This window comes from Ruegeria sp. G5, assembly GCF_056533365.1.
Genome location: NZ_JBQFOK010000005.1, coordinates 127,961 through 150,969 on the forward strand (window position 1 = coordinate 127,961; position 23,009 = coordinate 150,969).

General features: G+C 55.7%; 24 protein-coding genes and 1 tRNA gene. 13 read left to right on the top strand and 12 right to left on the bottom strand.

Features of this window, described 5'->3' with window-relative positions; translation table 11 throughout:
* The first annotated feature begins 24 nt into the window (after positions 1-24).
* Positions 25-480: an Lrp/AsnC family transcriptional regulator gene (locus ACR0BD_RS10845; protein ID WP_480830340.1), complete on the top strand. Its 456-nt coding sequence runs from the start codon at positions 25-27 to the stop codon at positions 478-480.
* Entirely contained in the window at positions 477-935 is a 459-nt protein-coding gene (locus ACR0BD_RS10850) for an Lrp/AsnC family transcriptional regulator (RefSeq protein WP_480830342.1), read from the top strand. Before ACR0BD_RS10845 ends, ACR0BD_RS10850 begins: the two co-directional genes overlap by 4 nt.
* Before the next feature lies 1 nt (position 936).
* Here the strand turns inward: ACR0BD_RS10850 and ACR0BD_RS10855 are convergent, their stop codons facing one another.
* Complete coding sequence (locus ACR0BD_RS10855) at positions 937-1,593, bottom strand: GntR family transcriptional regulator (protein ID WP_480830344.1); 657 nt, start codon at positions 1,591-1,593, stop codon at positions 937-939.
* 274 nt (positions 1,594-1,867) lie between these two features.
* Here ACR0BD_RS10855 and ACR0BD_RS10860 point away from each other — a divergent pair, with 274 nt between their 5' ends.
* A complete protein-coding gene (locus ACR0BD_RS10860; protein WP_480830346.1) occupies positions 1,868-2,995 on the top strand; it encodes an aminotransferase class V-fold PLP-dependent enzyme in 1,128 nt (375 codons plus the stop codon).
* Between the two features lie 7 nt (positions 2,996-3,002).
* Here the strand turns inward: ACR0BD_RS10860 and ACR0BD_RS10865 are convergent, their stop codons facing one another.
* The 3 genes from ACR0BD_RS10865 to ACR0BD_RS10875 all read right to left on the bottom strand — a co-directional run bounded on the left by ACR0BD_RS10865 (position 3,003) and on the right by ACR0BD_RS10875 (position 5,256).
* Positions 3,003-4,199 (bottom strand): UbiH/UbiF family hydroxylase, encoded by a 1,197-nt coding sequence (locus ACR0BD_RS10865; RefSeq protein ID WP_480830348.1) that lies wholly within the window; start codon positions 4,197-4,199, stop codon positions 3,003-3,005.
* A gap of 76 nt (positions 4,200-4,275) precedes the next feature.
* The gene (locus ACR0BD_RS10870; RefSeq protein ID WP_480830350.1) at positions 4,276-4,524 is read right to left on the bottom strand and encodes a hypothetical protein; all 249 of its coding nucleotides are present in this window, start codon (positions 4,522-4,524) and stop codon (positions 4,276-4,278) included.
* An 87-nt stretch (positions 4,525-4,611) separates the two neighbouring features.
* Positions 4,612-5,256 carry a pyrimidine 5'-nucleotidase gene (locus tag ACR0BD_RS10875; RefSeq protein ID WP_480830352.1) on the bottom strand — a complete coding sequence of 215 codons (645 nt, stop codon included), beginning with the start codon at positions 5,254-5,256 and terminating at the stop codon, positions 4,612-4,614.
* A 100-nt stretch (positions 5,257-5,356) separates the two neighbouring features.
* On the opposite strand from ACR0BD_RS10875, the gene ACR0BD_RS10880 reads away from it, so the two are divergent.
* The gene (locus tag ACR0BD_RS10880; RefSeq protein WP_480830354.1) at positions 5,357-6,004 is read left to right on the top strand and encodes a GntR family transcriptional regulator; all 648 of its coding nucleotides are present in this window, start codon (positions 5,357-5,359) and stop codon (positions 6,002-6,004) included.
* Positions 6,005-6,007: 3 nt separating this feature from the next.
* On the opposite strand, the gene ACR0BD_RS10885 is transcribed toward ACR0BD_RS10880, so the two are convergent.
* Entirely contained in the window at positions 6,008-7,873 is a 1,866-nt protein-coding gene (locus ACR0BD_RS10885) for a glycosyltransferase (protein WP_480830356.1), read from the bottom strand.
* Between the two features lie 78 nt (positions 7,874-7,951).
* Complete coding sequence (gene carA / locus ACR0BD_RS10890) at positions 7,952-9,118, bottom strand: glutamine-hydrolyzing carbamoyl-phosphate synthase small subunit (RefSeq protein WP_480830358.1); 1,167 nt, start codon at positions 9,116-9,118, stop codon at positions 7,952-7,954.
* A 184-nt stretch (positions 9,119-9,302) separates the two neighbouring features.
* On the opposite strand from carA, the gene ACR0BD_RS10895 reads away from it, so the two are divergent.
* Positions 9,303-9,788: a GatB/YqeY domain-containing protein gene (locus ACR0BD_RS10895; RefSeq protein WP_480697677.1), complete on the top strand. Its 486-nt coding sequence runs from the start codon at positions 9,303-9,305 to the stop codon at positions 9,786-9,788.
* A gap of 24 nt (positions 9,789-9,812) precedes the next feature.
* Here the strand turns inward: ACR0BD_RS10895 and ACR0BD_RS10900 are convergent, their stop codons facing one another.
* The 3 genes from ACR0BD_RS10900 to ctaD all read right to left on the bottom strand — a co-directional run bounded on the left by ACR0BD_RS10900 (position 9,813) and on the right by ctaD (position 12,743).
* Positions 9,813-10,304 (bottom strand): DUF2244 domain-containing protein, encoded by a 492-nt coding sequence (locus tag ACR0BD_RS10900; protein WP_480697675.1) that lies wholly within the window; start codon positions 10,302-10,304, stop codon positions 9,813-9,815.
* A gap of 43 nt (positions 10,305-10,347) precedes the next feature.
* The gene (locus tag ACR0BD_RS10905; protein WP_480830361.1) at positions 10,348-10,947 is read right to left on the bottom strand and encodes a DsbA family protein; all 600 of its coding nucleotides are present in this window, start codon (positions 10,945-10,947) and stop codon (positions 10,348-10,350) included.
* Positions 10,948-11,084: 137 nt separating this feature from the next.
* Positions 11,085-12,743: a cytochrome c oxidase subunit I gene (gene ctaD / locus ACR0BD_RS10910; RefSeq protein ID WP_480697672.1), complete on the bottom strand. Its 1,659-nt coding sequence runs from the start codon at positions 12,741-12,743 to the stop codon at positions 11,085-11,087.
* Between the two features lie 290 nt (positions 12,744-13,033).
* Here ctaD and ACR0BD_RS10915 point away from each other — a divergent pair, with 290 nt between their 5' ends.
* The gene (locus ACR0BD_RS10915; protein ID WP_480830363.1) at positions 13,034-13,453 is read left to right on the top strand and encodes an HIT family protein; all 420 of its coding nucleotides are present in this window, start codon (positions 13,034-13,036) and stop codon (positions 13,451-13,453) included.
* Positions 13,454-13,763: 310 nt separating this feature from the next.
* Here ACR0BD_RS10915 and lipB read toward each other — a convergent pair whose 3' ends face one another.
* Entirely contained in the window at positions 13,764-14,426 is a 663-nt protein-coding gene (gene lipB / locus ACR0BD_RS10920; protein ID WP_480830365.1) for a lipoyl(octanoyl) transferase LipB, read from the bottom strand.
* Between the two features lie 39 nt (positions 14,427-14,465).
* Positions 14,466-15,125 carry a DsbA family oxidoreductase gene (locus ACR0BD_RS10925; RefSeq protein WP_480830366.1) on the bottom strand — a complete coding sequence of 220 codons (660 nt, stop codon included), beginning with the start codon at positions 15,123-15,125 and terminating at the stop codon, positions 14,466-14,468.
* A 142-nt stretch (positions 15,126-15,267) separates the two neighbouring features.
* Here ACR0BD_RS10925 and ACR0BD_RS10930 point away from each other — a divergent pair.
* The 6 genes from ACR0BD_RS10930 to ACR0BD_RS10955 all read left to right on the top strand — a co-directional run bounded on the left by ACR0BD_RS10930 (position 15,268) and on the right by ACR0BD_RS10955 (position 21,559).
* Positions 15,268-15,354, top strand: a tRNA-Leu gene (locus ACR0BD_RS10930).
* Between the two features lie 151 nt (positions 15,355-15,505).
* On the top strand, positions 15,506-16,489 hold the full coding sequence (locus ACR0BD_RS10935; protein ID WP_480830368.1) for a glycosyltransferase family 2 protein: 984 nt from the start codon (positions 15,506-15,508) through the stop codon (positions 16,487-16,489).
* 5 nt (positions 16,490-16,494) lie between these two features.
* Positions 16,495-17,439 (top strand): hypothetical protein, encoded by a 945-nt coding sequence (locus ACR0BD_RS10940; protein ID WP_480830370.1) that lies wholly within the window; start codon positions 16,495-16,497, stop codon positions 17,437-17,439.
* A complete protein-coding gene (locus ACR0BD_RS10945) occupies positions 17,436-19,430 on the top strand; it encodes a hypothetical protein (RefSeq protein WP_480830372.1) in 1,995 nt (664 codons plus the stop codon). Before ACR0BD_RS10940 ends, ACR0BD_RS10945 begins: the two co-directional genes overlap by 4 nt.
* A 115-nt stretch (positions 19,431-19,545) precedes the next feature.
* The gene (locus ACR0BD_RS10950; RefSeq protein ID WP_480830373.1) at positions 19,546-20,544 is read left to right on the top strand and encodes a glycosyltransferase family 2 protein; all 999 of its coding nucleotides are present in this window, start codon (positions 19,546-19,548) and stop codon (positions 20,542-20,544) included.
* A gap of 31 nt (positions 20,545-20,575) precedes the next feature.
* Positions 20,576-21,559, top strand: a complete 984-nt coding sequence (locus tag ACR0BD_RS10955; RefSeq protein ID WP_480830375.1) for a hypothetical protein — start codon at positions 20,576-20,578, stop codon at positions 21,557-21,559.
* A gap of 7 nt (positions 21,560-21,566) precedes the next feature.
* On the opposite strand, the gene ACR0BD_RS10960 is transcribed toward ACR0BD_RS10955, so the two are convergent.
* Complete coding sequence (locus ACR0BD_RS10960) at positions 21,567-21,869, bottom strand: DUF6476 family protein (RefSeq protein ID WP_480830377.1); 303 nt, start codon at positions 21,867-21,869, stop codon at positions 21,567-21,569.
* Here ACR0BD_RS10960 and ACR0BD_RS10965 point away from each other — a divergent pair.
* Entirely contained in the window at positions 21,868-22,902 is a 1,035-nt protein-coding gene (locus ACR0BD_RS10965) for an RluA family pseudouridine synthase (RefSeq protein ID WP_480830379.1), read from the top strand. The two genes, ACR0BD_RS10960 and ACR0BD_RS10965, sit on opposite strands and share 2 nt — an antisense overlap.
* The last annotated feature ends 107 nt before the right edge of the window (positions 22,903-23,009 follow it).

Genomic DNA, 23,009 nt, shown 5'->3' on the forward strand with positions numbered 1-23,009 from the left:
AAATTTGAAGATTGTGAAAAAATCATGCTTGACGAAATAGACCGGCGAATCCTGCGCCACTTTCAGGCCGATCCCAGCCTGTCGACAGCCGAGCTGGCAGAGCGCAGCCGTATCTCCTCCAGCCTGTGTTGGCGCCGGATCGAGAAAATGCAAGAAGCGGGCGTCATCGAAGGGCAAGAGGCCGCGATCGACTGGTCCGTGTTGGGTTATGCGGTCGAGGTGTCCTTACGTATCACTCTAGACAAGACACAACCGCGCGCCTTTGACGAATTCACCGCCGCAGCCAGACAGGTGCCGGAAGTCATAGAAATCCAGACTTTTCTGGGTCGTGTGGATGTGCGGCTATCGGTGTTGGCGCGGGACATGCCGCACTACCAGCAGCTATACCGCGACCAGATCCTGACGCTGCCGCATATCGCGGACATCGAGGCCTTGATGCACATTGCGCGAGTCAAAAGCGACGTGGTGCTGCCGGTATGATTGAATTGGACGAAATAGACCGCCGCATCCTGCGATCCTTAGTACAGGATGCTGCGCAAAGCGCCGGTGCTTTGGGGCGCAAATTGGGGTTGTCTCAGCCAGCGACGTGGCGCCGCATTCGCCGTTTGGAAGAGGCCGGGGTGATCAAGGGGCGCCGATTGCGATTGAACGCCGAAGCTTTGGGTTTTGGGGTGACCGTTTTTCTAGGTGTTAAGCTGGCACGGAAGGGTCAGATCAGCCTTGCAGACTTTGAACGCGCCGTCAGCGCCATTCCCGAAGTTCAGACGGTAGAACACGTCCTTGGACTATACGACTACCGGTTGCGCGTCGTTGCCCGCGATATTGCGGATTTTGAGCGCGTGCTCAGACGGCGCATCATGACCTTGCCCGGGGCAGGCGATGTCGAGGCCAACGTGCTGCTCAGCGAAGAAAGGTTGCCGGGGCCGATGGGCTAAGTCAGTACTTTGTTCTGATGCAGTAACCTGGATGGTGCGTCATGCGTGCGAATGTCATCGGTTTGCCATCCCGCCACGTCGTCCGCTCGAGTTGGATCATCGATGCGCCAGCCGTTGTGCCCATGAACTCGGCCAAGCGGCTATCTGCGGAAATTGCGCAGAACGCGACCTCGGCTTCGGTGAAGGGGGCTGCTTTCAACAACCACTCGTGCGGCCCATGCGATTCCAGATCCGCGAATTCCACATCGGGCACGACTTCGATGTTGATCCAACGCTCTTCAAGTTGAAAGGGGCGGTTGTCTGCGTAGTGCATGCAAACCACATGCAAGACACGCGAATTGGGCGACACGCCCAATTGTGACGCCAACCAACCCGGGCTTTCGACAATGTTCCGTTCAACCAGTGAATAGCGGTAAGTAGAGTTTTGGTTTTCCACTGTTTGCCGCGTCAGTGAAAACTCAAGCTTGGCGTGTTTGCTGGGCTCTTTCTTGACCCTCGTCCCGCTTTTGCGCTTGCGTTCAACAAAGCCCTGATCGGCAAGTTCCCGCAACGCGCGGTTCACCGTCGCGCGGGCGCAATTGAATTCTTCAGCAAGCTGGGTTTCCGTCGGCAACAAAGCGCCCTGAGGCCAGATACGGGTTTCAATCCGCCGTTTCACCTCGTCCCGTACATTTTGAAAACTAATCCGCTTGTGGGCCGTCACGTTGGAAAATACCTTTCTGCTGTAAAGTGAATGCATCTGGTCAGAAACACGTAGAAGTGTAAAGGGCAGGTGATACTAATTGGCGTCATTTATTGCGAGGTTAGCTCGAAAAAAAGTGTTTTCAGAGGGGCGTTATTGGGTTCCCTCGGGTCAATCTCGAAGGTTAGAGTGCGGCGTGCCAGAACGGGTCAGTTGCCCCGGTCGGCGGCTGTAACTGAAAGGATTAATCATGGCAGCGCTTTTGGACACCATTGACCCGAATGGTCTGGAAGAGTTTTCGGTCGTCTTCACGGATCGGTCCCTGAACCACATGTCGGCCCAGTTCCAGACTGTGATGCGCGATATTTCTGGCATGCTGAAAGAGGTGTATAACGCGGATGGTGTCGCAGTTATTCCGGGTGGCGGCACGTACGGCATGGAAGCCGTGGCGCGGCAATTCGCCCGGGACGCCAATGTGCTGGTCGTTCGGAATGGATGGTTTTCCTATCGGTGGAGCCAGATCATCGAGTCCGGTAGCCTGACCAAGTCAGCAACCGTGTTCAAGGCGCGGCAGACAGGAAATTCCAGCCCGTCCCCCTTTGCGCCCGCACCGATCGAGGAAGTGGTCGCAGCTATTCTGGAGCAAAAGCCTGACGTTGTGTTCGCCCCTCATGTCGAGACATCGGCGGGCGTTGTCTTGCCGGACGCCTATGTCACTGCTTTGGCACAGGCCGCGCATGAGGTCGGTGCGCTGATGGTGTTGGATTGCATCGCATCGGGTTGTGCGTGGGTCGACATGAAGGCAACCGGCGTGGATGTCCTGATCTCTGCTCCGCAAAAGGGGTGGAGCGCGTCACCCTGCGCCGGCTTGGTAATGCTGTCCGAGCGGGCCGAGGCGCGTTTGGAAGAAACAACTTCAGACAGCTTTGCCGTTGATCTCAAGAAATGGCGTCAGATTATGCAGGCCTATGAAAACGGTGGCCATGCCTACCATGCGACGATGCCGACGGATGCGCTGAAGGCGTTTCGCGACACGATGCAAGAGACGCGGGAATACGGTTTTGAGAAACTGCGGGACGCCCAGTGGGCCTTGGGGGATGGCGTGCGTGCCATGCTCAAAGACAAGGGTGTCGTTTCAGTTGCGGCAGATGGCTTTGGCGCACCCGGCGTCGTTGTCAGCTATACGGCGGATCCCGAAATTCAGAACGGCAAGAAATTTGCTGCCTTGGGGATGCAGATCGCTGCAGGCGTTCCGTTGCAATGCGATGAACCCGCAGATTTCAGCACCTTCCGGCTTGGCTTGTTTGGATTGGACAAGCTGTACGACGTCGACGGCACAATTGCGCGATTGAAGCGCGTGTTGGACCAGGTCCTGTAATCTTGCCCTAACGGACGCCAAGACCCATTTGCATAAGGGTCTTGCGCACCGGCGGAAGGGAGTACAGGGCGTTTAGCCCCATCGCCCGAGCGTCCCGCAATGGCCGCGCCTCAATCATTGAGGCGCGGTTCAGCAAATCGATACCTTTGACCCGCATCTCAATCTCGGCATGGCGCGACTTGTGGTAAGCCTCAAGCATCTGTGCGTCCCCCAAACCATCGGGTCGCGCCTGGGCCAGTTCCTGAAGGCTGCGTAGATCACCCAGTGACATGTTAAGACCTTGTGCGCCAATGGGGGGCACAACATGGGCAGCTTCGGCCATCAAGGCGACACGTTCACCCGATAAGCGTTCAGCAGACTGGCTGATGATCGGCCAGATCGTCCGTCGTGAGGCCAGCGTTAGAGGTCCAAGCAACCCACAGGACCGTTCCGTCATCAAGGCTTCGAACGCTTCTTTTTCGGTGTTCAATAGCTCGACTGCCCGAGGGCCGCGCTCCATCCATACGATGGCTGACGACGGTTGGCCTTGCCAGTCGGGCAGGGGAACCAAAGTGAAAGGCCCACCCGAGCGGTGGATTTCTGTTGAGACGTTTTCGTGTGGGGTCGGGTGTGTCACCGCAAATGCCAAGGCCTTTTGGCCGTAACGCGTGGTCCGCACCTGAATGCCCGCGGCCTCTCTCATGACAGAGTTGCGCCCATCCGCTGCAACAACCAGTTTGCACCGAATACGACACCCATCGCTCAACCCGACGCGGGCTTCGGCTGTGCGGGTAAAAAGGCTCACCGTGCCAGTGCCTGGGCGAAAATCGACATTGGGCAGTTCTGCCAAACGGGCCACCATTTCACGCCGCAGCAACCAGTTCGGTAAATTCCACCCAAAAGGCTGGTCCGAGATATCGGCCGCGTTGAAATCACGTACGACGCGGGGTTCCGGAAACTCACCGCCTGCGTCCACAATGCGCATGATCTGTAGCGGAGCGGCATGGGCATCAAGCCTATCCCACAGCCCGCATTGTTCCAGTAGTCCGCGTGCAGGTTGCAGGAACGCAGTGGTCCGCAGATCAGACCCGTCGACGTCGCGTTCCGTGATTGGCGGGGCAGGGTCCACGCAAACTACCTGAAACCCAGCAGCACCAAAGGCCGCTGCGGCGGTCAATCCGGCGATGCCGCCGCCGGAAATCAGGATGTCGCAGCTGTCTGTCATGACCGTGGCCTCCGTAACTTGGGCAGAACCTAGATCGGTTCATGGTCAGGTGCCAAGCGACATCCTGTCCCGTATCCTAGCCGCGAGAGATCAGGATGAGGATCAGAAACATAACCGGCACCATCATAAGCGCCGGAATATACAGTCCGGGCAATCCAAACAGCAGGATCGAACAACCCCACATGCTGAAAATCGCAATCGCGGTATAGCCCCAGTCTTCTCCCTCGCTGTTGGCGACATCACGCGCCATCCAACCAAACAGGGGGATTGCAAACAAAAGGCGCTGCCAGATTGGCAGGCGCCTAAGACCTTCGGTCGCGCTCATGGGATTCTCCGATTCTGTTCGTCGCTGCAGCGCATATAAGGATGCCAATGCAGCCGCAGAATGTGCAGATCGTCGCAGTGTGACAGCCTACCGCAGGAGGCTTAGAAAAGCAGTCAGATCATCGGTATGGTGGTGAATATGGTCGGCCTCATGCGGCTCGGGCGCGACATGAACTGTGCGCATTCCCAAGGCATGCGGGGCGGCCAGATTGCGCGGTTCATCCTCGAACATCGCGGCTTTGGCAGCGTCAATTCCGTCTTGCGCAAAGATCGCCTCAAACGCGGCCTTTTGTGGCTTGGGTCGGTAGTCGGCGTGTTCGATTCCGTAAATTGCGTCAAACAAACCGCTGAGGCCGCGTGCGGCCAAAACACGCTCGGCATACGGCGCGCTGCCATTGGTGTAGACGATGCGACGCCCCGGCAGCGAGCGGATGTGATCTGCGAGGTCGGCATCGGGGTCCATGTGGCTCATGTCGACCTGATGCACGGCGTGCAGATAGGGATCTGGGTCCAAATCGTGCTCGGCCATCAGGCCGGCCAGCGTGGTGCCGTATTCCCGCCAATAGTGGGAACGCAGCCGATCCGCCTCGGCCCGGTCAACGCCGATCGCGTCTACTACGTAATCCGTCATCAGCACCTCGATCTGATCGAACAGGCGCATGTGAGGTGGGTAAAGGGTGTTGTCCAGATCGAACACCCACTGCGTGACGTGAGAAAAGGCAGGTTTGACCATGGTTTGGGTTTAGGCCGCCACAACCCGGTTTTCAATGCCGCACTTGATTGCAGGGGGCGGGGACGGATAGACAGGTTCGAACGAGGAGACAAACCACCCGATGCCGCATTCCAAACAATCCAACAAGGACGCCTACAGTCTGATCCTAGAAGCCATTGATGTTGGCGTATACAAGCCCGGCGACCGGTTGGTCGAAAGCGAACTGGCCGAACGGTTCGGAGTGTCGCGCACCCCCATCCGCGAAGCTTTGCAACGCTTGGAAACGCAGTCTCTGCTCGAACGGGATGGGCGCTCGCTGATTGTGGCTTCGCTGGATCACAACCAGATGGCCGAGCTTTACGTGGTCCGGCGCGAGTTAGAAGGCTTAGCAGCCAGCCTAGCTGCGAAACACGCAACGGAAGAGGAGATCAGGGTTCTGCAGGAAATGGTCGCCGCCGATGATGCGCTGGTGGATGATCCAACGGCCTTGTCACGCGCAAACCGCAGGTTTCATGAACAAATCCACCTTGCCTCGCACAACCGGTATCTGGTGCAGCAGCTTGACCTTGTGCACAGAACTATGGCGCTGATGGCGACAACGTCTCTAGCCGCACAGGGACGGGGTGAAATCGCCCAAAACGAACATAAGGCCATTGTCGACGCTATTGCCGAACGGGACGAAGAGGCCGCGGCGCGCGCATTGAAAGAGCACATCTCAGTCGCGTTCATGACACGCTTGAAACAGGACGCTGTGCGTCGCGAAAACTAAGGGTTAAGGCAGCGGGATGTCTTCCCCCGCCTGTCCATGCTGGGTTTTGTCCCAGTAGAATGGATTGCGGACCAGCTCCCAAAGCGCCTTATACGCAGCCAACACGCCAAGCGGATAGTAGAGCGGCATCGTCACCACCCATGGCACTAGAAACCGCCGTTCGGGTGCGGCAACCGCAATCAGACCCACGGACAAATTCGTAACCTCGGCCAAGATGAACAGACCAATCAGCCCGAACATCGCCTGCATCGGCAGTATTGCATTGAATGGATTTGCAAGGCCGAGTGTCGTCAGCCAGAACAACCAAAGTACCGGGGCGAGCAGAAATTGCCCGATCGTTCCGACGAAGAACGCCTGAAAACCAAGAAATTTGACGATCCCCAATTCCGCAATCAATTGGCGCGGTGCGCGCATATGGACCAGATAGGTAACCATGAAGCCTTTCAACCAGCGTGAGCGTTGTTTGATCCACGGCCAGGCCCGAAAGTTCGCTTCCTCATAAGTCGTCGTATCTACCATTTCGGTGCGATATCCCGACCTGCTAAGCCGAACGCCAAGATCAGCGTCTTCGGTGACGTTGTGGGCGTCCCAACCCCCCAATTCGATCAGCTTGTCCCGCCGGAAAAAGAATGTCGTACCGCCTAAGGGAACGACCAGACCTAACCGGGCTATGCCCTGCAGCACCACGCGAAACCAGCTGTTGTATTCAATGGTAAAACACCGCGACCGCCAATTGGTTTGAGGGTTGTAATAATCCAGCACGCCCTGCAGGCAGACCACGTCTTTATCCGCACGTGCAAAGTGTTCTACGACACGCTCAATCTGGTCGGGTTGCGGTGCGTCCTCTGCATCCCAGACACCCAAGATGTCCCCGCGGCAGAAATCCAAAGCGTAGTTCATAGCGCGTGGCTTAGTGGTCAGCCCATTTCGTTCAGGCGCTTCAACAATTCTGATCCAACTGGGCAGGGTAATATTCGCCAAAGCGCTGCGGGTGACGTCGTCTGATTGCTCGAGCACGAGAATTACATCCAGCAGAGCCTTGGGATACGTCAGCCTTTGAAGCCTGCGTATAAGCTCGTTGGCGATTTCGCGTTCTTTATAAAGTGGAACCAGAATGGAAACGCGCGGCATTTTTGGGGGTGGGTTTTCAAACTGCTGAGAAATTTTAGGCTTTGCCAAGCAAGCCCACAGGCCCGCAAGCCTAAGCGCAAGAAACAGGACCAGCGATAAAACAGCGGCGGCCAGAAGGGCGGCCAATCCCGGGCTGGGCCAGACAGCTACTAAAGCGATGATGCCAATCAGTGCGAGCATTGGACCGGTACGGGTCCGCGTAGTCCAGGAACGACAACTTTGATTGGCAGCCACTCGGGTTTCGGCGGCCTCGGCCAATTGTTTGGAAAAAGCGTGCTCGATATGGCGGTCGATCTGTTCACTTGATGCCAGAACAGGGACGACCGTGTAGTCGAATTGATCCAAGTCTCGCCGGACTGCCTCGAAAAGGTCTGGGCGGGCCGTCGCAACCAACAGAATTGGTCCGACTCGCGACCAAGGGATAACGTTGTGCCACAACCAGTAATCTACGCTCATCAATTGGCACAAAGTGCTATCCGGCGCGTGCATCGAAAGGTCCACAACCTGCAAACCGGATTGCGCTGACAGTCCATGCAGGACGTCTTGCCGATCCAGCCAGCCTTCACCGACCAGAATTTCCCCTAGCGGTGCTTGTTGATGCTTTTGCAGTTCTAAGGCTTTTCCCAGTTGATCATCACTGATCAGACCGCTGTCAACGAGGCAGGTGCCCAAAGGTTTTCTGACCCGCCGTGGTATTGGCTTCGCTTGGGCGAATTGCTGCAGGTTCAGTTCAACCATAAAAAACCCTGACACACATGACGAGTGTCAGGGATGATCCATTAAGGTTAACAGCAGGTTAATCCTTAACGATGTGCGTCAAGCCTGTGCTTTATTCTCAGCCATGGCTTTAGCGAAGCGTTCGAACAGGTAAAAACTGTCCTGTGGCCCGGGGGAGGCTTCCGGGTGGTACTGCACCGAGTAAACCGGGCGGTCGGCCATCCGAATTCCGCAGTTCGAGCCGTCAAACAATGAGCGGTGCGTTTCGACAACACCGTCGGGCAAGGACTGTGCGTCAACAGCAAAACCGTGGTTCATCGAGGTGATTTCGACCTTGCCCGTGTCCAGATCCTTGACCGGGTGGTTTGCACCGTGGTGGCCGTGGTTCATCTTGACGGTTTGACCGCCCAAGGCCAATGCCAGCATCTGGTGGCCAAGGCAAATGCCAAAGACCGGCAGGTCCGTTGTCTCCAGAACTTCTTTGATCATCGGGACCGCGTATTCGCCGGTTGCTGCCGGATCGCCTGGTCCGTTTGAAAGAAATACACCGTCGGGGTTATGCGCTAGCACTTCGGCGGCCGTCGCCGTGGCGGGCAGGACGGTCACATCGCAACCGGCAGAGGCCAGACACCGCAGGATGTTGCGCTTTGCACCATAATCGATGGCAACAACCTTGTGGGCAGGGTTTTCCTGACGGGGGTACCCATCCGGCCATGCCCACCGCATTTCGTCCCAGCGATAGCTTTGGGCGCAAGTGACCTCTTTCGCGAGGTCCATACCTTCCAGTCCGGCAAACCCACGCGCGGCAGCGACCAAAGATTCGATGTCGAAATTGCCGTCGGGATCGTGGGCCAAAGCAACATGCGGAGCGCCTTGCTGACGGATCGCACGGGTCAGGCGGCGGGTATCGACGCCACCGATCGCGATGCGGCCGCGACGCGCAAGCCAGGTTTTCAACTCTTCCGCCGAGCGCCAGTTGGACGGTTCGGTCGGGTCCCATTTGACCACCATGCCAGCGGCAACCGGATCGCCGGTCTCATCGTCTTCGGGGTTCACACCCACATTACCGATATGCGGGAAGGTGAAAGTGACGATCTGACCGGCATATGAGGGATCGGTCATGATCTCCTGATAACCTGTCATGGCGGTGTTAAAGCACAGCTCAGCCACTGTTTGGCCGGTGGCACCAAAGCCGATCCCGTAGAACAGTGTACCGTCGGCCAATGCCAGACATGCGGTGGGCTTGGACGGGGCGTTCTGTGCCATGGCGCGACTCTCCTGCAAGGTAAACCGGCGCATACCTAAGGGGGTTACGCCTTTGGGTCAAGCCTGTTCAAATTTTGGGCTATCTATATAAATCAACAACTTAGCCATATTCGTCCCCGGTTGTGTCGCGCTTTTTGTTTCGATATGGTCGGGGTTCCTTTTTCCATGGGGATGGACAGATCATATGGATATGCGTTCGCGGGTGACTTCTGCCCTGAAGCAAGCAATGAAAGACAAGGAAGCTGAGCGTTTGTCGACGCTGCGTTTGATCAATGCCGCGATCAAGGACCGCGATATTGCCTCACGTGCATCAGACAACGAAGAAGCCAAGGGCTGCGGCGATGCCGAGGTTCTTGAAATTCTTGGTAAAATGACGAAACAGCGTAAGGAAAGCGCGCGCGCCTACGAAGAGGGTGGACGGCTGGACCTGGCTGAGCGCGAGCTGCGTGAAGTTGAAGTTATCGAAGAGTTTTTGCCCAAGCAATTGGACGAAGACGAAGTCTCCAAGGCGATTGAGACTGCGATAACCGCCACTGGCGCGGGCTCGATCCGTGACATGGGCAAGGTCATGGGCGAGCTTAAGACGCGCTATACGGGTCAGATGGATTTCGGCAAGGTCGGCCCGATGGTTAAAGACCAGCTTTGCGCATCCGCAAGCGGCGGTTGCTGATCCACAAATCACGACAAAGGCTGATTACTGCGCGACTGGTTCGCGCAGTTTTTTTGTAAGCTCATCGTATAAAGAAATCCGTTCTTCTTCGGTAAGAAACGCGCCAATTTCTACCTCACGGCCCTGACCAGACAGCGTAACGTAGTTTGGTACCGGTCCGCCATGCGCGTGCATTTCAGGTCTGGCCCAATAGCGGTTGCAGACCCACTCTTGCGGGCCTTTGCGGGGGTGATGGTGGATTAGCCGCGCTTGGGTGCCGTTCAATGTTAAGACCTCAAACACACTTCGTGCTTTGTAATTGGCTTGAATCGCGAGCCAAACGCCCAGAACAGTCACAAGCAGGAAGGGCAGCAGGCCCCACAGCACAGCCGATCCCAGTACGGCCATCAAGGGGATCAACCCGAACAGGAAGACAGACAGTACGACACGGCCGGCCCATCGCGGTGGTAACGAGTTATGCGGCCAAAGCCGCAATTCTTGTTCGGATGCTGATGTTTGATTCCACTGATAGGGCATGATCCTAAAATAGCGTCACTGCAACGCGTGTCGACGGGTGTAATCAGGTGACGTGGCCAACCCGCGCCCAGGACAATGCATCGTCAAGGCGGTCGTCGCCCCAGAAGACTTCTCCGCGCACGACAAAGGTTGGTGCCCCGAAAACACCCAAGCGTGCAGCCCGGTCAGTGTCGACCTCTAGCGCCGCGACAATATCAGGGCTGCGTGCGCGGGCCAGAACGATGCGTGGGTCCTGTTGGCATCTATGCAGCGCCTCTGTCTGCGCCGCCTCGCTGCCTGCCTCGATCCCATCTTCGAACCAGATGCGGTACAGGTTTTGTGTGAAAGCTTTGCCCCAGCCGTCTCTCATTCCAAGCAAGGCGATTTGATTGGCCAGCGCTAGGTCTGACACGGGATAGGGGGCAGGAAGATGGGCGTGCAAGTGGTACTTTGCAGCGCGCCTTTCGATATCGCGCCACATATAGGCAGACTTGGTGGGTTTTCCCGCAAACGGGATGTTCTGTTGATCGGCCATGATGGTGCGGACGTTGAATGGCTGCCAGCGCACCGACGCGTTGTTTTCCGCGCACCAGTCATCCATGCGCATAATCGTCAGGAAACTGTAGGTGCTGCCGATTGAGAACCAAAAATCCAATTCAGACATAAGCTACCCCCGGTTTGGCGGGACGTGTCACCCTTTGCAGGATAGCTGATTTTGTGGGTTTTCGCGACTGTTCCGTGAAAGGGTTGCCGCCAAAGAAAAACCCCGCCGTTTTGGCGGGGTTTTGGTGTTGGTCGGGATTAGTGCGCGTGGCCCTTGTCCCAGTCTTCCTGCTTGGGCAGCTGCTCGAACGTGTGTTCTGGCGGCGGCGTGGGCAGGGTCCATTCCAGCGTGTCCGCGTATTCGTTCCACGGGTTCGGACGTGTTTCCTTCGCGCCGCGGAAGAGGGCGTAGAAAACGATGCCGAAGAACAGCAGGAACGAAGCAAACGAGATGAACGCACCGATCGACGATACAAAGTTCCACTGGGCGAACGCCTCGGGGTAGTCGATGTAGCGGCGTGGCATGCCCTGGCGGCCCAGGAAGTGCTGCGGGAAGAAGGTCAGGTTTGCGCCGATGAAGAACATCCAAAAGTGGATCTTGCCCCAGAACTCGGAATACTGACGGCCCGTCATCTTCGAGAAGTAGAAGTAGACGCCCGCAAAGATCGCAAACACGGCACCCAAGCTCATCACATAGTGGAAGTGCGCAACGACGTAGTACGTGTCGTGATAGGCGCGGTCTACACCAGCCTGCGACAGAACCACACCGGTCACACCTCCGACGGTGAACAGGAACAGGAAGCCAAATGCGAACAGCATCGGTGTCTTGAACTCGATCGATCCGCCCCACATGGTCGCGATCCACGAGAACACCTTAACGCCTGTCGGAACCGCGATGACCATCGTAGCCAGCATAAAGTAAGCCTGCTGACGCAGCGACATACCAACGGTGTACATGTGGTGTGCCCACACGACAAAGCCCAGTACACCGATTGCGATGATCGCCCAGACCATCGGCAGGTAACCAAAGATCGGCTTGCGCGCGAAGGTGGCAATCACGTGGCTGATGATGCCAAAGCCGGGCAGGATGACGATGTACACTTCGGGGTGGCCGAAGAACCACAGGATGTGCTGATACAGGATCGGATCGCCACCACCTGCAGGATCGAAGAAGGTGAAGCCAAAGTTACGATCCATCAGCAGCATGGTGATCGCGCCCGCCAGAACCGGCAGGGACAGAAGAATCAGCCACGAGGTGACGAAGATCGACCAGCTGAACAGCGGCACCTTGAACAGTGTCATGCCCGGGGCACGCATGTTCAGGAACGTGGTGATCATGTTGATCGCGCCGAGGATCGAGGAGGCGCCCGATACGTGCACGGCGAAGATCGCAAGGTCCATGGACATGCCGCCCTCGGTCGTGGACAGCGGTGGGTAGAGAACCCAGCCAACGCCCGAACCAAGCTGATCGTTACCACCGGGGCTCAGCAGCGAGGCCACGCCCAGCGAGGTACCAGCGACATACAGCCAGAAGGACAGGTTGTTCATCCGCGGGAACGCCATGTCCGGCGCGCCGATCTGCAACGGCATGAAATAGTTGCCAAATCCGCCGAACAGGGCAGGGATGACAACGAAGAACATCATCAGAACACCGTGATAGGTGATCATAACGTTCCACAGGTGCCCGTTAGGGGTGCATGGGTCGGCCATAAAGCCTTCAAGGCACATATACTGCACACCGGGGTGCATCAGCTCGAGCCGCATATATACGGTCATCGCCACCGAGATAAACCCGGCAAGCGCCGAGAATATCAGGTAGAGAATCCCGATGTCCTTGTGGTTGGTCGACATGAACCAGCGCGTGAAAAACCCACGGTTGTCTTCATGATCGTGACCATGAATGGCTGCGTCTGCCATTATAGGTGCCTCCTGTTGCAACTGCACCGCGCAGCCAGACCTCTCCGGCGCGCGGGATTCCTGCTGGTTTTAGAATGCGAAAGAGGCGCCTTCAATGGTCGAGTTTGATCTGGATCAAGAATAATTGTCGCGGGCAAGACAGGGACCCGCGTATTTTCGACCTAAAGCAATGCAGATCTGGGTATCGCACATGAAAATTCAAGCCACCGAATACCAAGGCGAATTCGCGGCTTGACCCTTGCGAGGTGGCACAGCAGTACTTGTTTCAACGCTGAAATCGGAGAACTGACATGACCGCCTATGACCCCGACAATATCTTTGCCAAGATTCTGCGCGGTGAAATCCCGTCAACGAAGGTCTATGAAGACGACGAGACATTGGCGTTCATGGACATCATGCCAAGATCTGATGGCCATTTGCTGGTTATCCCGAAAACACCGTGTCGAAATCTTCTGGACGCCACGCCCGTGCAACTGGCCGCGGTCGCATCCACGACACAGAAACTGGCCAAAGCGGTTGTGAAGGCGTTCGATGCCGATGGTGTGACGGTTCAGCAGTTCAATGAAGCCGCGGGCGGGCAGGAGGTGTTCCACCTCCATTTCCACGTTTTGCCCCGTCATGAAGGCGTCCCTATGCGCGCACCTGGAAATATGGGGGATTTTGAGCAGATCGCCCAGCACGCCGAGAAAATCAAAGCTGCTCTTGCTTAAAAGACTTGAGGCTGGCCTTGCTGAAAAAGAATTGCCGTTCCGATTTGGGGTCGGAACGGCAGACTCGTTAACAAGAACTTTTCCGACCTCATGGGATACCCCATGGTTACCGGTTTAACACACCACTCACTCTCGAACGGTAGGATCATATTAGCCGCGAATTTGCGGCCTGTATTCACTTGAGTGGATTTTAGGTAAATTTAGCTGTTTTGAGGCTTCCAGCTCGTAAGTTATTGCCCTGAAATGGAAACAGAGCAGATTGGTGGCCTCTGATTGTTCACAAAAATACCGAGATTGAGCGATTCGTCTGTTATGTATTTGGCGAATTTGAGGCAAAGATATCGTCAAACGTTTTGCGCAGCGCTGTGTCTACATCTTCCATCGTGACGGGCAGTCCAAGATCGACCAGAGACGTCACGCCGTGTTCGGTGATGCCGCAGGGCACGATCCCCGTGAAATGGTCCAGATCCGGCTCGACGTTGATCGATATCCCATGAAAGCTGACCCACTTGCGAAGGCGCAAACCGATTGCTGCAACCTTGTCTTCCGCAGGTTGACCGGAAACTGTCCGGGGTTTGTCGTCGCGGCGCACCCAAACACCAACACGCCCATCTCTGATTTCTCCGGTTACGTTGAATTCGGCCAGCGACGCGATGACCCATGCTTCCAACTGTTTTACGAAAAGGCGTACGTCTCGGCCGCGTTTGTTCAGGTCTAACATGACATATGCAACCCGCTGACCCGGCCCGTGATACGTGTATTCACCGCCGCGCTTGGACGTGTACACAGGAAACCGGTCGGGATCGGTCAGGTCTTGGGGCTTTGCCGATGTTCCCGCCGTATAGAGTGGCGGGTGTTCCAGAAGCCAAACGCATTCGTCGGCAACGCCCGCTGAGATATCGGCGACGCGTGCCTCCATAAAGGCCACGGCATCGTCATAGTCGGTCAAGCCGTCTGTTATCTTCCATTCCATGGCTGTGTCATATCGTGCGGGTGCAGCAAGGGAAAGAGGTCAGGCAGCCTCGGCCAGGCAGCGCTGCAAAACCTGTGTGTAGGTGGGTGTTCCTTGTGCGCCGGTCAAAAGATATTTTCCGCCAAAAACCATGGATGGAACGCCGGATATCCCACGGCTGGTCCAGAACTGTTGTTTCTCCCGCACCGGCGCGATGTGCGCACCAGACGTGAGTGCCTCATGTGCGGCGTCCCGATCCAGCCCGGCGGTTTCTACGGCGTTCAGCAGGACCTTCGTATCCGAAACATCCTGACCATCAGTGAAATAGGCCTGGAACAACGCAAGCTTCAGCGGGTGCTGACGCCCTTGCGCCTCGGCCCAGTCCAACAATTGATGCGCCGCGAACGTGTTTACGATCCGGCTGTCATCGCTAAAATTAAAGGTGAACCCCAGTTCCGAGCCCAATTGCGTCAGCCTTTCGCGGGCCTGCTGACTTTGTTCGGCGGTCGAGCCGTATTTCTCCATGATATGCTCACGCAGGTTTTGACCTTCGGGCGGCATTTTCGGGTTCAGCTCAAAAGGGTGCCATCTGAGCTTGGCCAATACGTTTTCCTGCTGCAGAGCCTGATCCAATTGTCTGAAACCTACGATACACCAAGGACAAACGACGTCAGATACGACATCCACCTGAACGATGGGGCGAGGGTCTGGCGTTGTCATGCTAAGGCTCCTGACTGGGCGGATGTATTGAATTTCATGCTACAGATATGAATGGGGGACAGGAAATCAATCCGGCGTGTTTTTGCCTCTTCACATCCCGTTCCGCACCGTCTATACGCCCCTCTACCAAGTCACAGACAGTGCGGTCGTGGCGGAATTGGTAGACGCGCAGCGTTGAGGTCGCTGTGGGGTAACTCCCGTGGAAGTTCGAGTCTTCTCGACCGCACCATTCCCTGAAAATCTGGCAGTGCAAATTTAACGAAACACAGTGTAGAGATGCACCAGTTTCGGGTTCACTGATATTGCCTGCAATTCCTGTCTCGCCCGTCTCGTTATGGATGTGTATGACTTGAACTCAAGACCACTCGGGAAAGGTGCAGATGTCTCAGGCCATCACCATATTCACGACAATGAAAAACGAAGGCCCCTACATGTTAGAGTGGGTGGCTTTTCACAAGTCCCTGGGGGCCGATCACTTTGTGATCTTTACCAACAGTTGCGAAGATGGAACCGATGATATCGCGCGTCGATTGCAGGAACTGGGTATCGCGACGCACGTTTCCAACGAGGTAAAAGAGGGCGGTAACCCGCAGCACCAGATGCTTCGGCGTGCACGGCGTCAGCCGAAGGTGAAAGAAGCCGACTGGCTCATGTGTCTGGACGTGGACGAGTTTTGGAACATACGCTGCGGGGACAACAGTTTTCATGCCCTGATCGAAGAGGTCGAGCAGCGTGCGGGCCAACCTGTGGATGCGATTTCGTTCGCGTGGAAGCTTTTTGGAAGTTCTGGAAATATCAGTTTCGAAGATAAACCGGTGACCGAGGCTTTCTCGATGGCGGATCTGGCTTTTCCACATCATTCAGGGCGTGCGTACGGACTTAAGACCTTGTTCCGAAACAACGGTAAGTTCACGCGATTTGGCCCCCATCGGCCCAAGGGCTTCACGGAGGAGGGGGCCGCCGATATTGCGTGGTCGGATGCAGGCGGTAAGCTGTTCCCGGCAGATAAGGTTGGCTGGCGTGCTTGGCGGAACTTTGATCATTCCCTTGGTCGCCTTCACCATTACTCTGTTCGGTCCTTGGAGGGGTTTTTGATCAAGCGCGACCGTGGCAGGACAAACCACATCCGGGTGGACCAAGGGCAGTCCTACTGGCAAGACATGAATGCCAACAAAGAACTGGACCAATCCATCCTGCCCGCGGCGCAGAGAGCGGCCCCGGTTCTGGCAGAACTGAAATCAGACCCCAAGCTAAGAGAGCTACATGAAAGCGCCTGTGACTGGCATCGGGCGAAGGTTACGGAAATCAAAATGCGCCCGGATTGGATCGAATTCCGCGCTTGGCTGGCAGAGAACCTGATCTGACGGCAATGGCAGAGGATCTTTCGAAACAGCAACTCAAACCGGACCACCCCGATCGCAAGACGGGGTACGAGCGTATTTTGACGGATCCCGCACCACCTTGGTTCGTCGAACTGTACCCGGGTGGCGATGGAAAAGGCTTCCTGCAGAAACTGGAGCGTCATTCGGTTCTGTTTCATCACCGCTCGGCCACGCAGCTTGTGGTCAGTTTCGACAATATCGCGAATGCCAATGACCTGTCCTTCGCGCGTGAGCCATGGGGTTGGAAATTCTTCCGCGACGAAGGGTGGTCGCATATGGGGGTCTTTGCGCGCACCAAGGCGTGGTACCGCGACCCGGAAATCATCACCTATTTTCAAACCAAGGCAGCCGAAGGTTTTTTTGACCAATTCGACCGGGTTGTCTTTGCCGGCGCGTCTATGGGCGGGTTCGGAGCGCTAACTTTTTCAAGCCTGGTGCCCGGGTCGATCGTGATCGCCTTTAACCCTCAGACGACGCTAGATGAACGCCTTGTTCCGTGGGAGACGCGCTATCGCTTTGGCCGGGTGCAGGATTGGGATTTGCCGATAGCTGATGCAGCGAAAACCGTGTCCAACGCAAGCAAGGTTTACGTCTTCTATGACCCGTTTTTTGATCTGGACCGGCAACAGGTTCAGCGCCTGCAAGGGGACAACGTCCATCTACTGAAGACGTGGTTTTCGAACCATTTCGCGGCCCCGATGTTGCGCAAGTTGGACATCCTAAAACCTATTATGTTGGCGGCGATGAACGGATCGCTTGAACCAGATGCGTTCTATAAGATGATGCGGGCCAGACGCCGGCTGCCTCTGTACATGCGTGGAATCGAAGCCCACTGCGGTGATCGCCATCCCATGCTCAAACAACGCGCACGTCAGAGGTTCAGGCACCTGCGCCGGCAAGCCACGGCCAATGCGGAAAAGGATCCCGCATGAGCGGTGCCAAAGGCGTCTTTATCGGCCAACGCAAGGATCGTATGGGTGCAAGACTGCTCATGATGTTGACCTGCATTCGTCTGGCTGAAGATTTTGGGACGACGTACAAGGTCAACTGGTTTCCGCAAGGCGCAGATGCCCCGGAATTGGACCAACCTGATGAGCTGTTTAAGCAAGATTGGATGCGCAAGCACTTTTTGAAAACGGCTCAATTCGAAAAGCTCAATCGCAACACAAAGCCGGTGTGGGCATTTCTGGGCGATCCATCACCTGACCGCCTGATCGCGCATCTGAATGCAGGTCACTCGGTGCTGGTTGAGGAGGGGTTCGAAGTTCTGGCCTTTCCTTGGGAAGACATTGAAGCAATCCGCCCCCGGTATCGCGATTTCATTCATCGGATCGGCTTCACCGATGAAATCCGAGCGGTGATGGATCGCGCGGATAAGATGCTGACAGGGCAGGGCGTCTCTGCCTATCACATCCGTCGCGGTGATATCTTGAACGGGCTTCCATGGAAGCACACGACCTGGCCAGCAAAGATCGAGCCCGAAGAGCTTTATGAGGCTCATCTTGAGAAAAGCGGCGGGCAAAAGGCGATCATATTTTCGGACCAGCCAGAACTTATTGCTCGGTTCCAGAGACGTTTCCCCAACCTTCTGCAGATGTCAGATATCGCCGACTTGTCCATTATGACACGCGCCAAGCGGGATTTCCTGGAGCTTTACACGATGTCGCGCGCGGAACAGGTAATTGCCCCGTATATATCGGCGTTTTCCATGGCCGCCGCCCGCATTTCCGGGCGCCAGCGGCTGGTTTTCAAAGAAGTTCTCTCGGCTGCGGAGATGTCCTGTGCAACAGAGCGTGTTATCGACCGCGTCGCAGAGGGGCCGAGTACGTTTCTAAACAAATCCGAGGCGGCACACATATATGCAAAAGCCGCCCAGTACTTGTGTGCACAGGACCAGATCGAGCGCGCATATGACTTGGCCGAGCCGATACTTGCTGAACAACCGGACAATGCGTTTCTTCCGATGCTACAAGCCCTGAATTGCTTTTACATGTCCAGATGGAAAGAAAGCGGTGCTCTTTGCAAAGGGGGGTTGGAAAACCCCAACCTCTGGCCTGAGGATTTCGCAGTTCTAACTGCTTTGTATGCCGCGACGTTGGGCGCGCAAAAGAAACGCTGGTCAGCAGGGCGACAGCTGGCTCGGGCTTTTTGGGCCAAGCCGTTGCGTCCGGATGTGGTCGTTTTGGGTTCTAGGATGCTGTACCGTGACCAGATCCCATACCGGTTGTTTCCACCCGTAGACTGGAGGTTGCAAAGAGATATCCGACAGCGGCGATTTCCACCCTTTAACAACCTGTATTTGTTGCAGCACAAAGTTATCGTTCGGCAGCCCTGCAATTTTGATATGATACTTCTGGACTGGGCTGAGCTTTCAACCGATCAAAAGGCACACAGACTGGTTCAGGATTCTGTGCGTTTGGAACGGTTGCACACCGCTTTGATCAATGCCAAACGTGTGGAGAAAACTGACCCAGGCGCTGAAAGCTTGAATGCGGTACTACAGTTTCATTTGGGTGACATAACTTCGTCAGCAGCTATTGATACTACCCGGGCCTGTGTTGCCAAGCACCCGGAAAACCCCACCTATCATATGCGTTTGTCGCGAGTTTATGAAAACGAAGGCGAGCTCAACAGTGCGCGGCGTTCAATGGCTGAAGCAGTCGCATGTGACCCAGAAAACCCTTTTTTGATATTTGCTATGGGGCGGGTTCTTGAGAGAGCGGGATCAGACGAAAAGGGTCAAAATCAGATTCTGAATGCAGCTGAACTGGATGATGTCACGGCTGCGATACAGGGTGCGGCAGGGCAAATTTCGCTCAAACGCGGCGATAAAATTGCGGCGCGTCGATATTTGCAGAAAGCACATGATCTTTATCCACACTATAAGCGGTACGCCAACCAACTAAGACGCGCGCAGGGCTAAGAGTGAGTCGATATTTTTTCCCCTTCGCTAGCGTCTTGGATATGAATGTCATTCCAATTATGGTGGCAAAAAACACGATGCGCTGGTTTTGTCGGATCGTGTCTAGGAGAATAAAATGGTCGGGCAGGACCCAAGGTATGTAAGCATCACCCCAATGAAGAATGAGGGGCCATTTGTTCTGGAATGGGTGGCCCATAATCGGGCGATTGGTGTTGATCAGATTGTGGTGTTCACCAATGACTGTTCGGACGGGTCGGATGCCTTGCTTCAGCGCCTGGATGAGACGGGCTTTGTCACCCATGTCGACAATAATTCACATCGCAAAAACAGCCCTCAGAAACGGGCGTACAACCGATTTCTAAAGATGGAGTTTGCGCGACCTCAGGACTGGGTCATCGTGATCGATGCAGATGAGCATATAAACGTCAAAACAGGTGATAACACGCTGCGGGCTTTGACCAACGCAATCCCGGATGCAAAGACAATTTCGATGACGTGGCGTTTGTTCGGAAACGCTGGCGTCGTTCAGTACGAAGATCGCTTTTTGTCCGATCAATTCCGCCAAGCCGCGCCAGAGCGGATTTTCCGCCCCCCTCAGGCTTGGGGTCTGAAAACGATGTTCCAGCGCGAGATTTGGGATGGTTTGGGGGTTCATCGACCAAAACGCCCGACCGTCGCGACAATGCAAGACTGCCACTGGTACAACGGATCCGGTGAACTTATGCCAGAGCGTTATTTTGATAGTAGCTGGCGTTCGGCCCGCGACTCGGTCGGTTATGATCTGGTGCAGGTGAACCATTATGCTTTGAAGTCTTGCGAGAGCTATCTGGTCAAGAAAATGCGGGGGCGAGCGCACCATTTGGGCGAAAGCTTGGGTTTGGAGTACTGGAACACCATGAACCAGAATGCCGAAACCAACACATCAATCGACGCCGTTCTGGATCGAAAACGCGCCATATATTACGAGATGTTGTCAGACCCCGAGACAGCGCGCCTGCATCACTTGTCCTGTGATCAGCATCGCCAGCAGATTGCTCAATTGCGGGAAATACCTGAAATGCAAGAGCTTTTGCGTCAAATGACATCAGATGTTTCCGCAAGTGCGGCGGTGTGATGGTCGCTAAGATGATGGTGGGACGCATCTGATGCTCTGGCTGCATTTGGGGATGCCCAAGACTGGAACCACGGCTTTACAGGCGTTTTTGCGGGGCAAACCAGACCTTCTGAACGATATCGGGCTTCGATACATGGAGACAGGCCGGCGCAGGTTAGAGGGCAGTTCTCGCTTGGCGATCAGCCACAACATCGTCGCCTTTCATATGAACCAAAGCGATCAGCCGATGGACTCGTTCCGGACGGCAATGACATCCGAGTTCGACGCATATTCTGACCATACCTGCCTTGTGTCATCCGAGATGTTCTATTCCTGCGATCTGGCCAAATTGGCCCAGGTTTTTTCGGAAATCCCGGCTCGTGAGATGAGGATAACGTTTTATTGTCGCCGGTATTCCGACTTCTTCGAAGCCGATTACAAGCAACGCGCAAAGAACGGTCGGCTTTCGGTTATCGGCACGCCCTATATTCGCGAACAACTGTCGCAAATCGAAAGCGACCCACAAAGGTACAGCTTTGCTTTCAAGCTTGGTCAGATACGGGCAGCCTTTCCTGGTGTGACCGTGGTGCCGCTTCTGTATGAGCGGTCCCAGATGATCCGCGGTCATGTCGTGGACGATTTTCTGACGCGTATTGGTACGCCATTGCCCGATGGGTATGTGACGGATCAAACCTCGAACCCATCGCAATCACGGGCCGCAAGCGAGGCGTTCGGGATCGTTACGCGTGCGGTGGGACGCAAGCGAAGCCGCCAATTGCGGCGGTTGGCACCGGACGATCCGGTAATGATCCGCCGGAATGATGTGCTAGAGCCAAATGAACGCGCGTGGCTGGATGAATTCATGGCCGGGCAAGATCGCGCGTTCCATCAGGAATTCTTTGGCGATACAGCGGAAATGTTCCCTCCCAAACAGCTCAGCGTAGAGGACGAAGGGTTTCGCCGGGATACAGCGGAAGAATACGCCGCGCTGAAAGAAGCGTCTGAGATCGTGCTCAGAATGGCGCTGGACGCGTAAAGCCCGGTTATTCGACCGTAATTTCCTGACGCTGACGACCGGTCGTTTTGTCAAAGATCAGGATGCGATTGTCGTCTGTGACTACAGCGTACCAGTTGCTGCCGATTGTCAGAGCCTCTGCTTTTGCGCCATCGGGTAGGTCGATTTGATCCGGAAGGGTGGGGGTTCTGTCCGTTAGCCGGATGACAATCAGGGCGAATGTCACTAGAACCCCGCCAATCATCACCGCGGTCAGCAGCATGACCATCCGTCTCAGCAGTTTAAGCTGCGGCGTTTCTATCGGTTCTTGAGGCTCGGAAGGGACAGTCATGGGCACTCGCCAGATTGAATTTCAGATCGCGGCTGATCCGCCGCCTCGCCTTGATAAGGCGCTTTCCCGCGATGTTCCAGCCGAGGAAAACCTCTCGCGCACAAGGTTGGGACGCTTGATCGAAGAAGGGGCGGTCCAAATCGACGGTGCCGAAATCCGCGATCCGAAGGCCAAAGTGGTCGAGGGCACGCACGTGGTCATATCCGTCGCCGAAGCAGAAGACAGCCATATTGGACCCGAGGACATTCCGCTGAATGTTGTCTTCGAGGATGACGACCTGATCGTCCTCAACAAACCGGCTGGAATGGTGGTTCACCCTGCACCGGGCTCGCCAAACGGAACGCTTGTGAATGCACTGCTGCATCATTGCGGTACAGAATTGTCCGGTGTCGGCGGCGTAAAGCGGCCCGGAATCGTGCATCGAATAGACAAGGAAACCAGCGGGTTACTTGTTGTTGCGAAATCTGACGCCGCGCATCATGGCCTTGCGGCCCAGTTCGAAGCCCACAGTGTCGAGAGGTACTACCGGGCCGTTTGTTACGGTGTTCCCGACGCCAATGATACAAGGTTGCGTGGCGTTAAAGGGGTCAGTTTCGAACCCGGCAACATCATGCGCCTGACCACGCAATTGGCTCGGCACAAGACGGATCGCCAAAAACAGGCCGTTCTGTTCCATGGTGGTCGGCACGCCGTAACGCGGGCACGGGTGGTCGAGGTCTTTGGCGCACCGGCTGGGCTTGCCTTGGTCGAATGTTGGCTGGAAACTGGTCGAACGCATCAAATTCGCGTCCATTTAGCCCATGCTGGCCACGGTTTGGTCGGGGATCCTGTTTACGGCGGCAAAAGAAAGCTGGCGGCGAAAGCCTTTAGCGCGGATGTCGCCGAGGCTGTACGCAGTTTCCCACGGCAGGCACTTCACGCGGCTGTTTTGGGGTTCGAACACCCTGTGACAGGCGAATATTTAAGGTTTGAGGCGGATTTGCCTGCGGATATGGAAAATCTGATTGATAAGCTGAGAACACCCCTGACATAATGTGCAAACAGTTGTGAGTAACGCGTTCTTATCTTTCCTTTATCCATCGTTAATTCCAAACTGTTAACGGTACCTCTTGAATGGAATGGGATGACCTCCCATATCCT

Coding starts and splice junctions, on each gene's coding strand:
- ACR0BD_RS10885 (WP_480830356.1), bottom strand. CDS start 7,873: ATGGTTGAACTGAACCTGCAGCAATTCGCCCAAGCGAAGCCAATACCA.
- ACR0BD_RS10880 (WP_480830354.1), top strand. CDS start 5,357: ATGCCGCATTCCAAACAATCCAACAAGGACGCCTACAGTCTGATCCTA.
- ACR0BD_RS10865 (WP_480830348.1), bottom strand. CDS start 4,199: ATGACAGACAGCTGCGACATCCTGATTTCCGGCGGCGGCATCGCCGGA.
- ACR0BD_RS10845 (WP_480830340.1), top strand. CDS start 25: ATGCTTGACGAAATAGACCGGCGAATCCTGCGCCACTTTCAGGCCGAT.
- ACR0BD_RS10955 (WP_480830375.1), top strand. CDS start 20,576: ATGCTCTGGCTGCATTTGGGGATGCCCAAGACTGGAACCACGGCTTTA.
- ACR0BD_RS10925 (WP_480830366.1), bottom strand. CDS start 15,125: ATGACAACGCCAGACCCTCGCCCCATCGTTCAGGTGGATGTCGTATCT.
- ACR0BD_RS10915 (WP_480830363.1), top strand. CDS start 13,034: ATGACCGCCTATGACCCCGACAATATCTTTGCCAAGATTCTGCGCGGT.
- lipB (WP_480830365.1), bottom strand. CDS start 14,426: ATGGAATGGAAGATAACAGACGGCTTGACCGACTATGACGATGCCGTG.
- ACR0BD_RS10945 (WP_480830372.1), top strand. CDS start 17,436: ATGAGCGGTGCCAAAGGCGTCTTTATCGGCCAACGCAAGGATCGTATG.
- ACR0BD_RS10935 (WP_480830368.1), top strand. CDS start 15,506: ATGTCTCAGGCCATCACCATATTCACGACAATGAAAAACGAAGGCCCC.
- carA (WP_480830358.1), bottom strand. CDS start 9,118: ATGGCACAGAACGCCCCGTCCAAGCCCACCGCATGTCTGGCATTGGCC.
- ctaD (WP_480697672.1), bottom strand. CDS start 12,743: ATGGCAGACGCAGCCATTCATGGTCACGATCATGAAGACAACCGTGGG.
- ACR0BD_RS10950 (WP_480830373.1), top strand. CDS start 19,546: ATGGTCGGGCAGGACCCAAGGTATGTAAGCATCACCCCAATGAAGAAT.
- ACR0BD_RS10895 (WP_480697677.1), top strand. CDS start 9,303: ATGGATATGCGTTCGCGGGTGACTTCTGCCCTGAAGCAAGCAATGAAA.
- ACR0BD_RS10940 (WP_480830370.1), top strand. CDS start 16,495: ATGGCAGAGGATCTTTCGAAACAGCAACTCAAACCGGACCACCCCGAT.
- ACR0BD_RS10860 (WP_480830346.1), top strand. CDS start 1,868: ATGGCAGCGCTTTTGGACACCATTGACCCGAATGGTCTGGAAGAGTTT.
- ACR0BD_RS10905 (WP_480830361.1), bottom strand. CDS start 10,947: ATGTCTGAATTGGATTTTTGGTTCTCAATCGGCAGCACCTACAGTTTC.
- ACR0BD_RS10965 (WP_480830379.1), top strand. CDS start 21,868: ATGGGCACTCGCCAGATTGAATTTCAGATCGCGGCTGATCCGCCGCCT.
- ACR0BD_RS10960 (WP_480830377.1), bottom strand. CDS start 21,869: ATGACTGTCCCTTCCGAGCCTCAAGAACCGATAGAAACGCCGCAGCTT.
- ACR0BD_RS10850 (WP_480830342.1), top strand. CDS start 477: ATGATTGAATTGGACGAAATAGACCGCCGCATCCTGCGATCCTTAGTA.
- ACR0BD_RS10875 (WP_480830352.1), bottom strand. CDS start 5,256: ATGGTCAAACCTGCCTTTTCTCACGTCACGCAGTGGGTGTTCGATCTG.
- ACR0BD_RS10900 (WP_480697675.1), bottom strand. CDS start 10,304: ATGCCCTATCAGTGGAATCAAACATCAGCATCCGAACAAGAATTGCGG.
- ACR0BD_RS10870 (WP_480830350.1), bottom strand. CDS start 4,524: ATGAGCGCGACCGAAGGTCTTAGGCGCCTGCCAATCTGGCAGCGCCTT.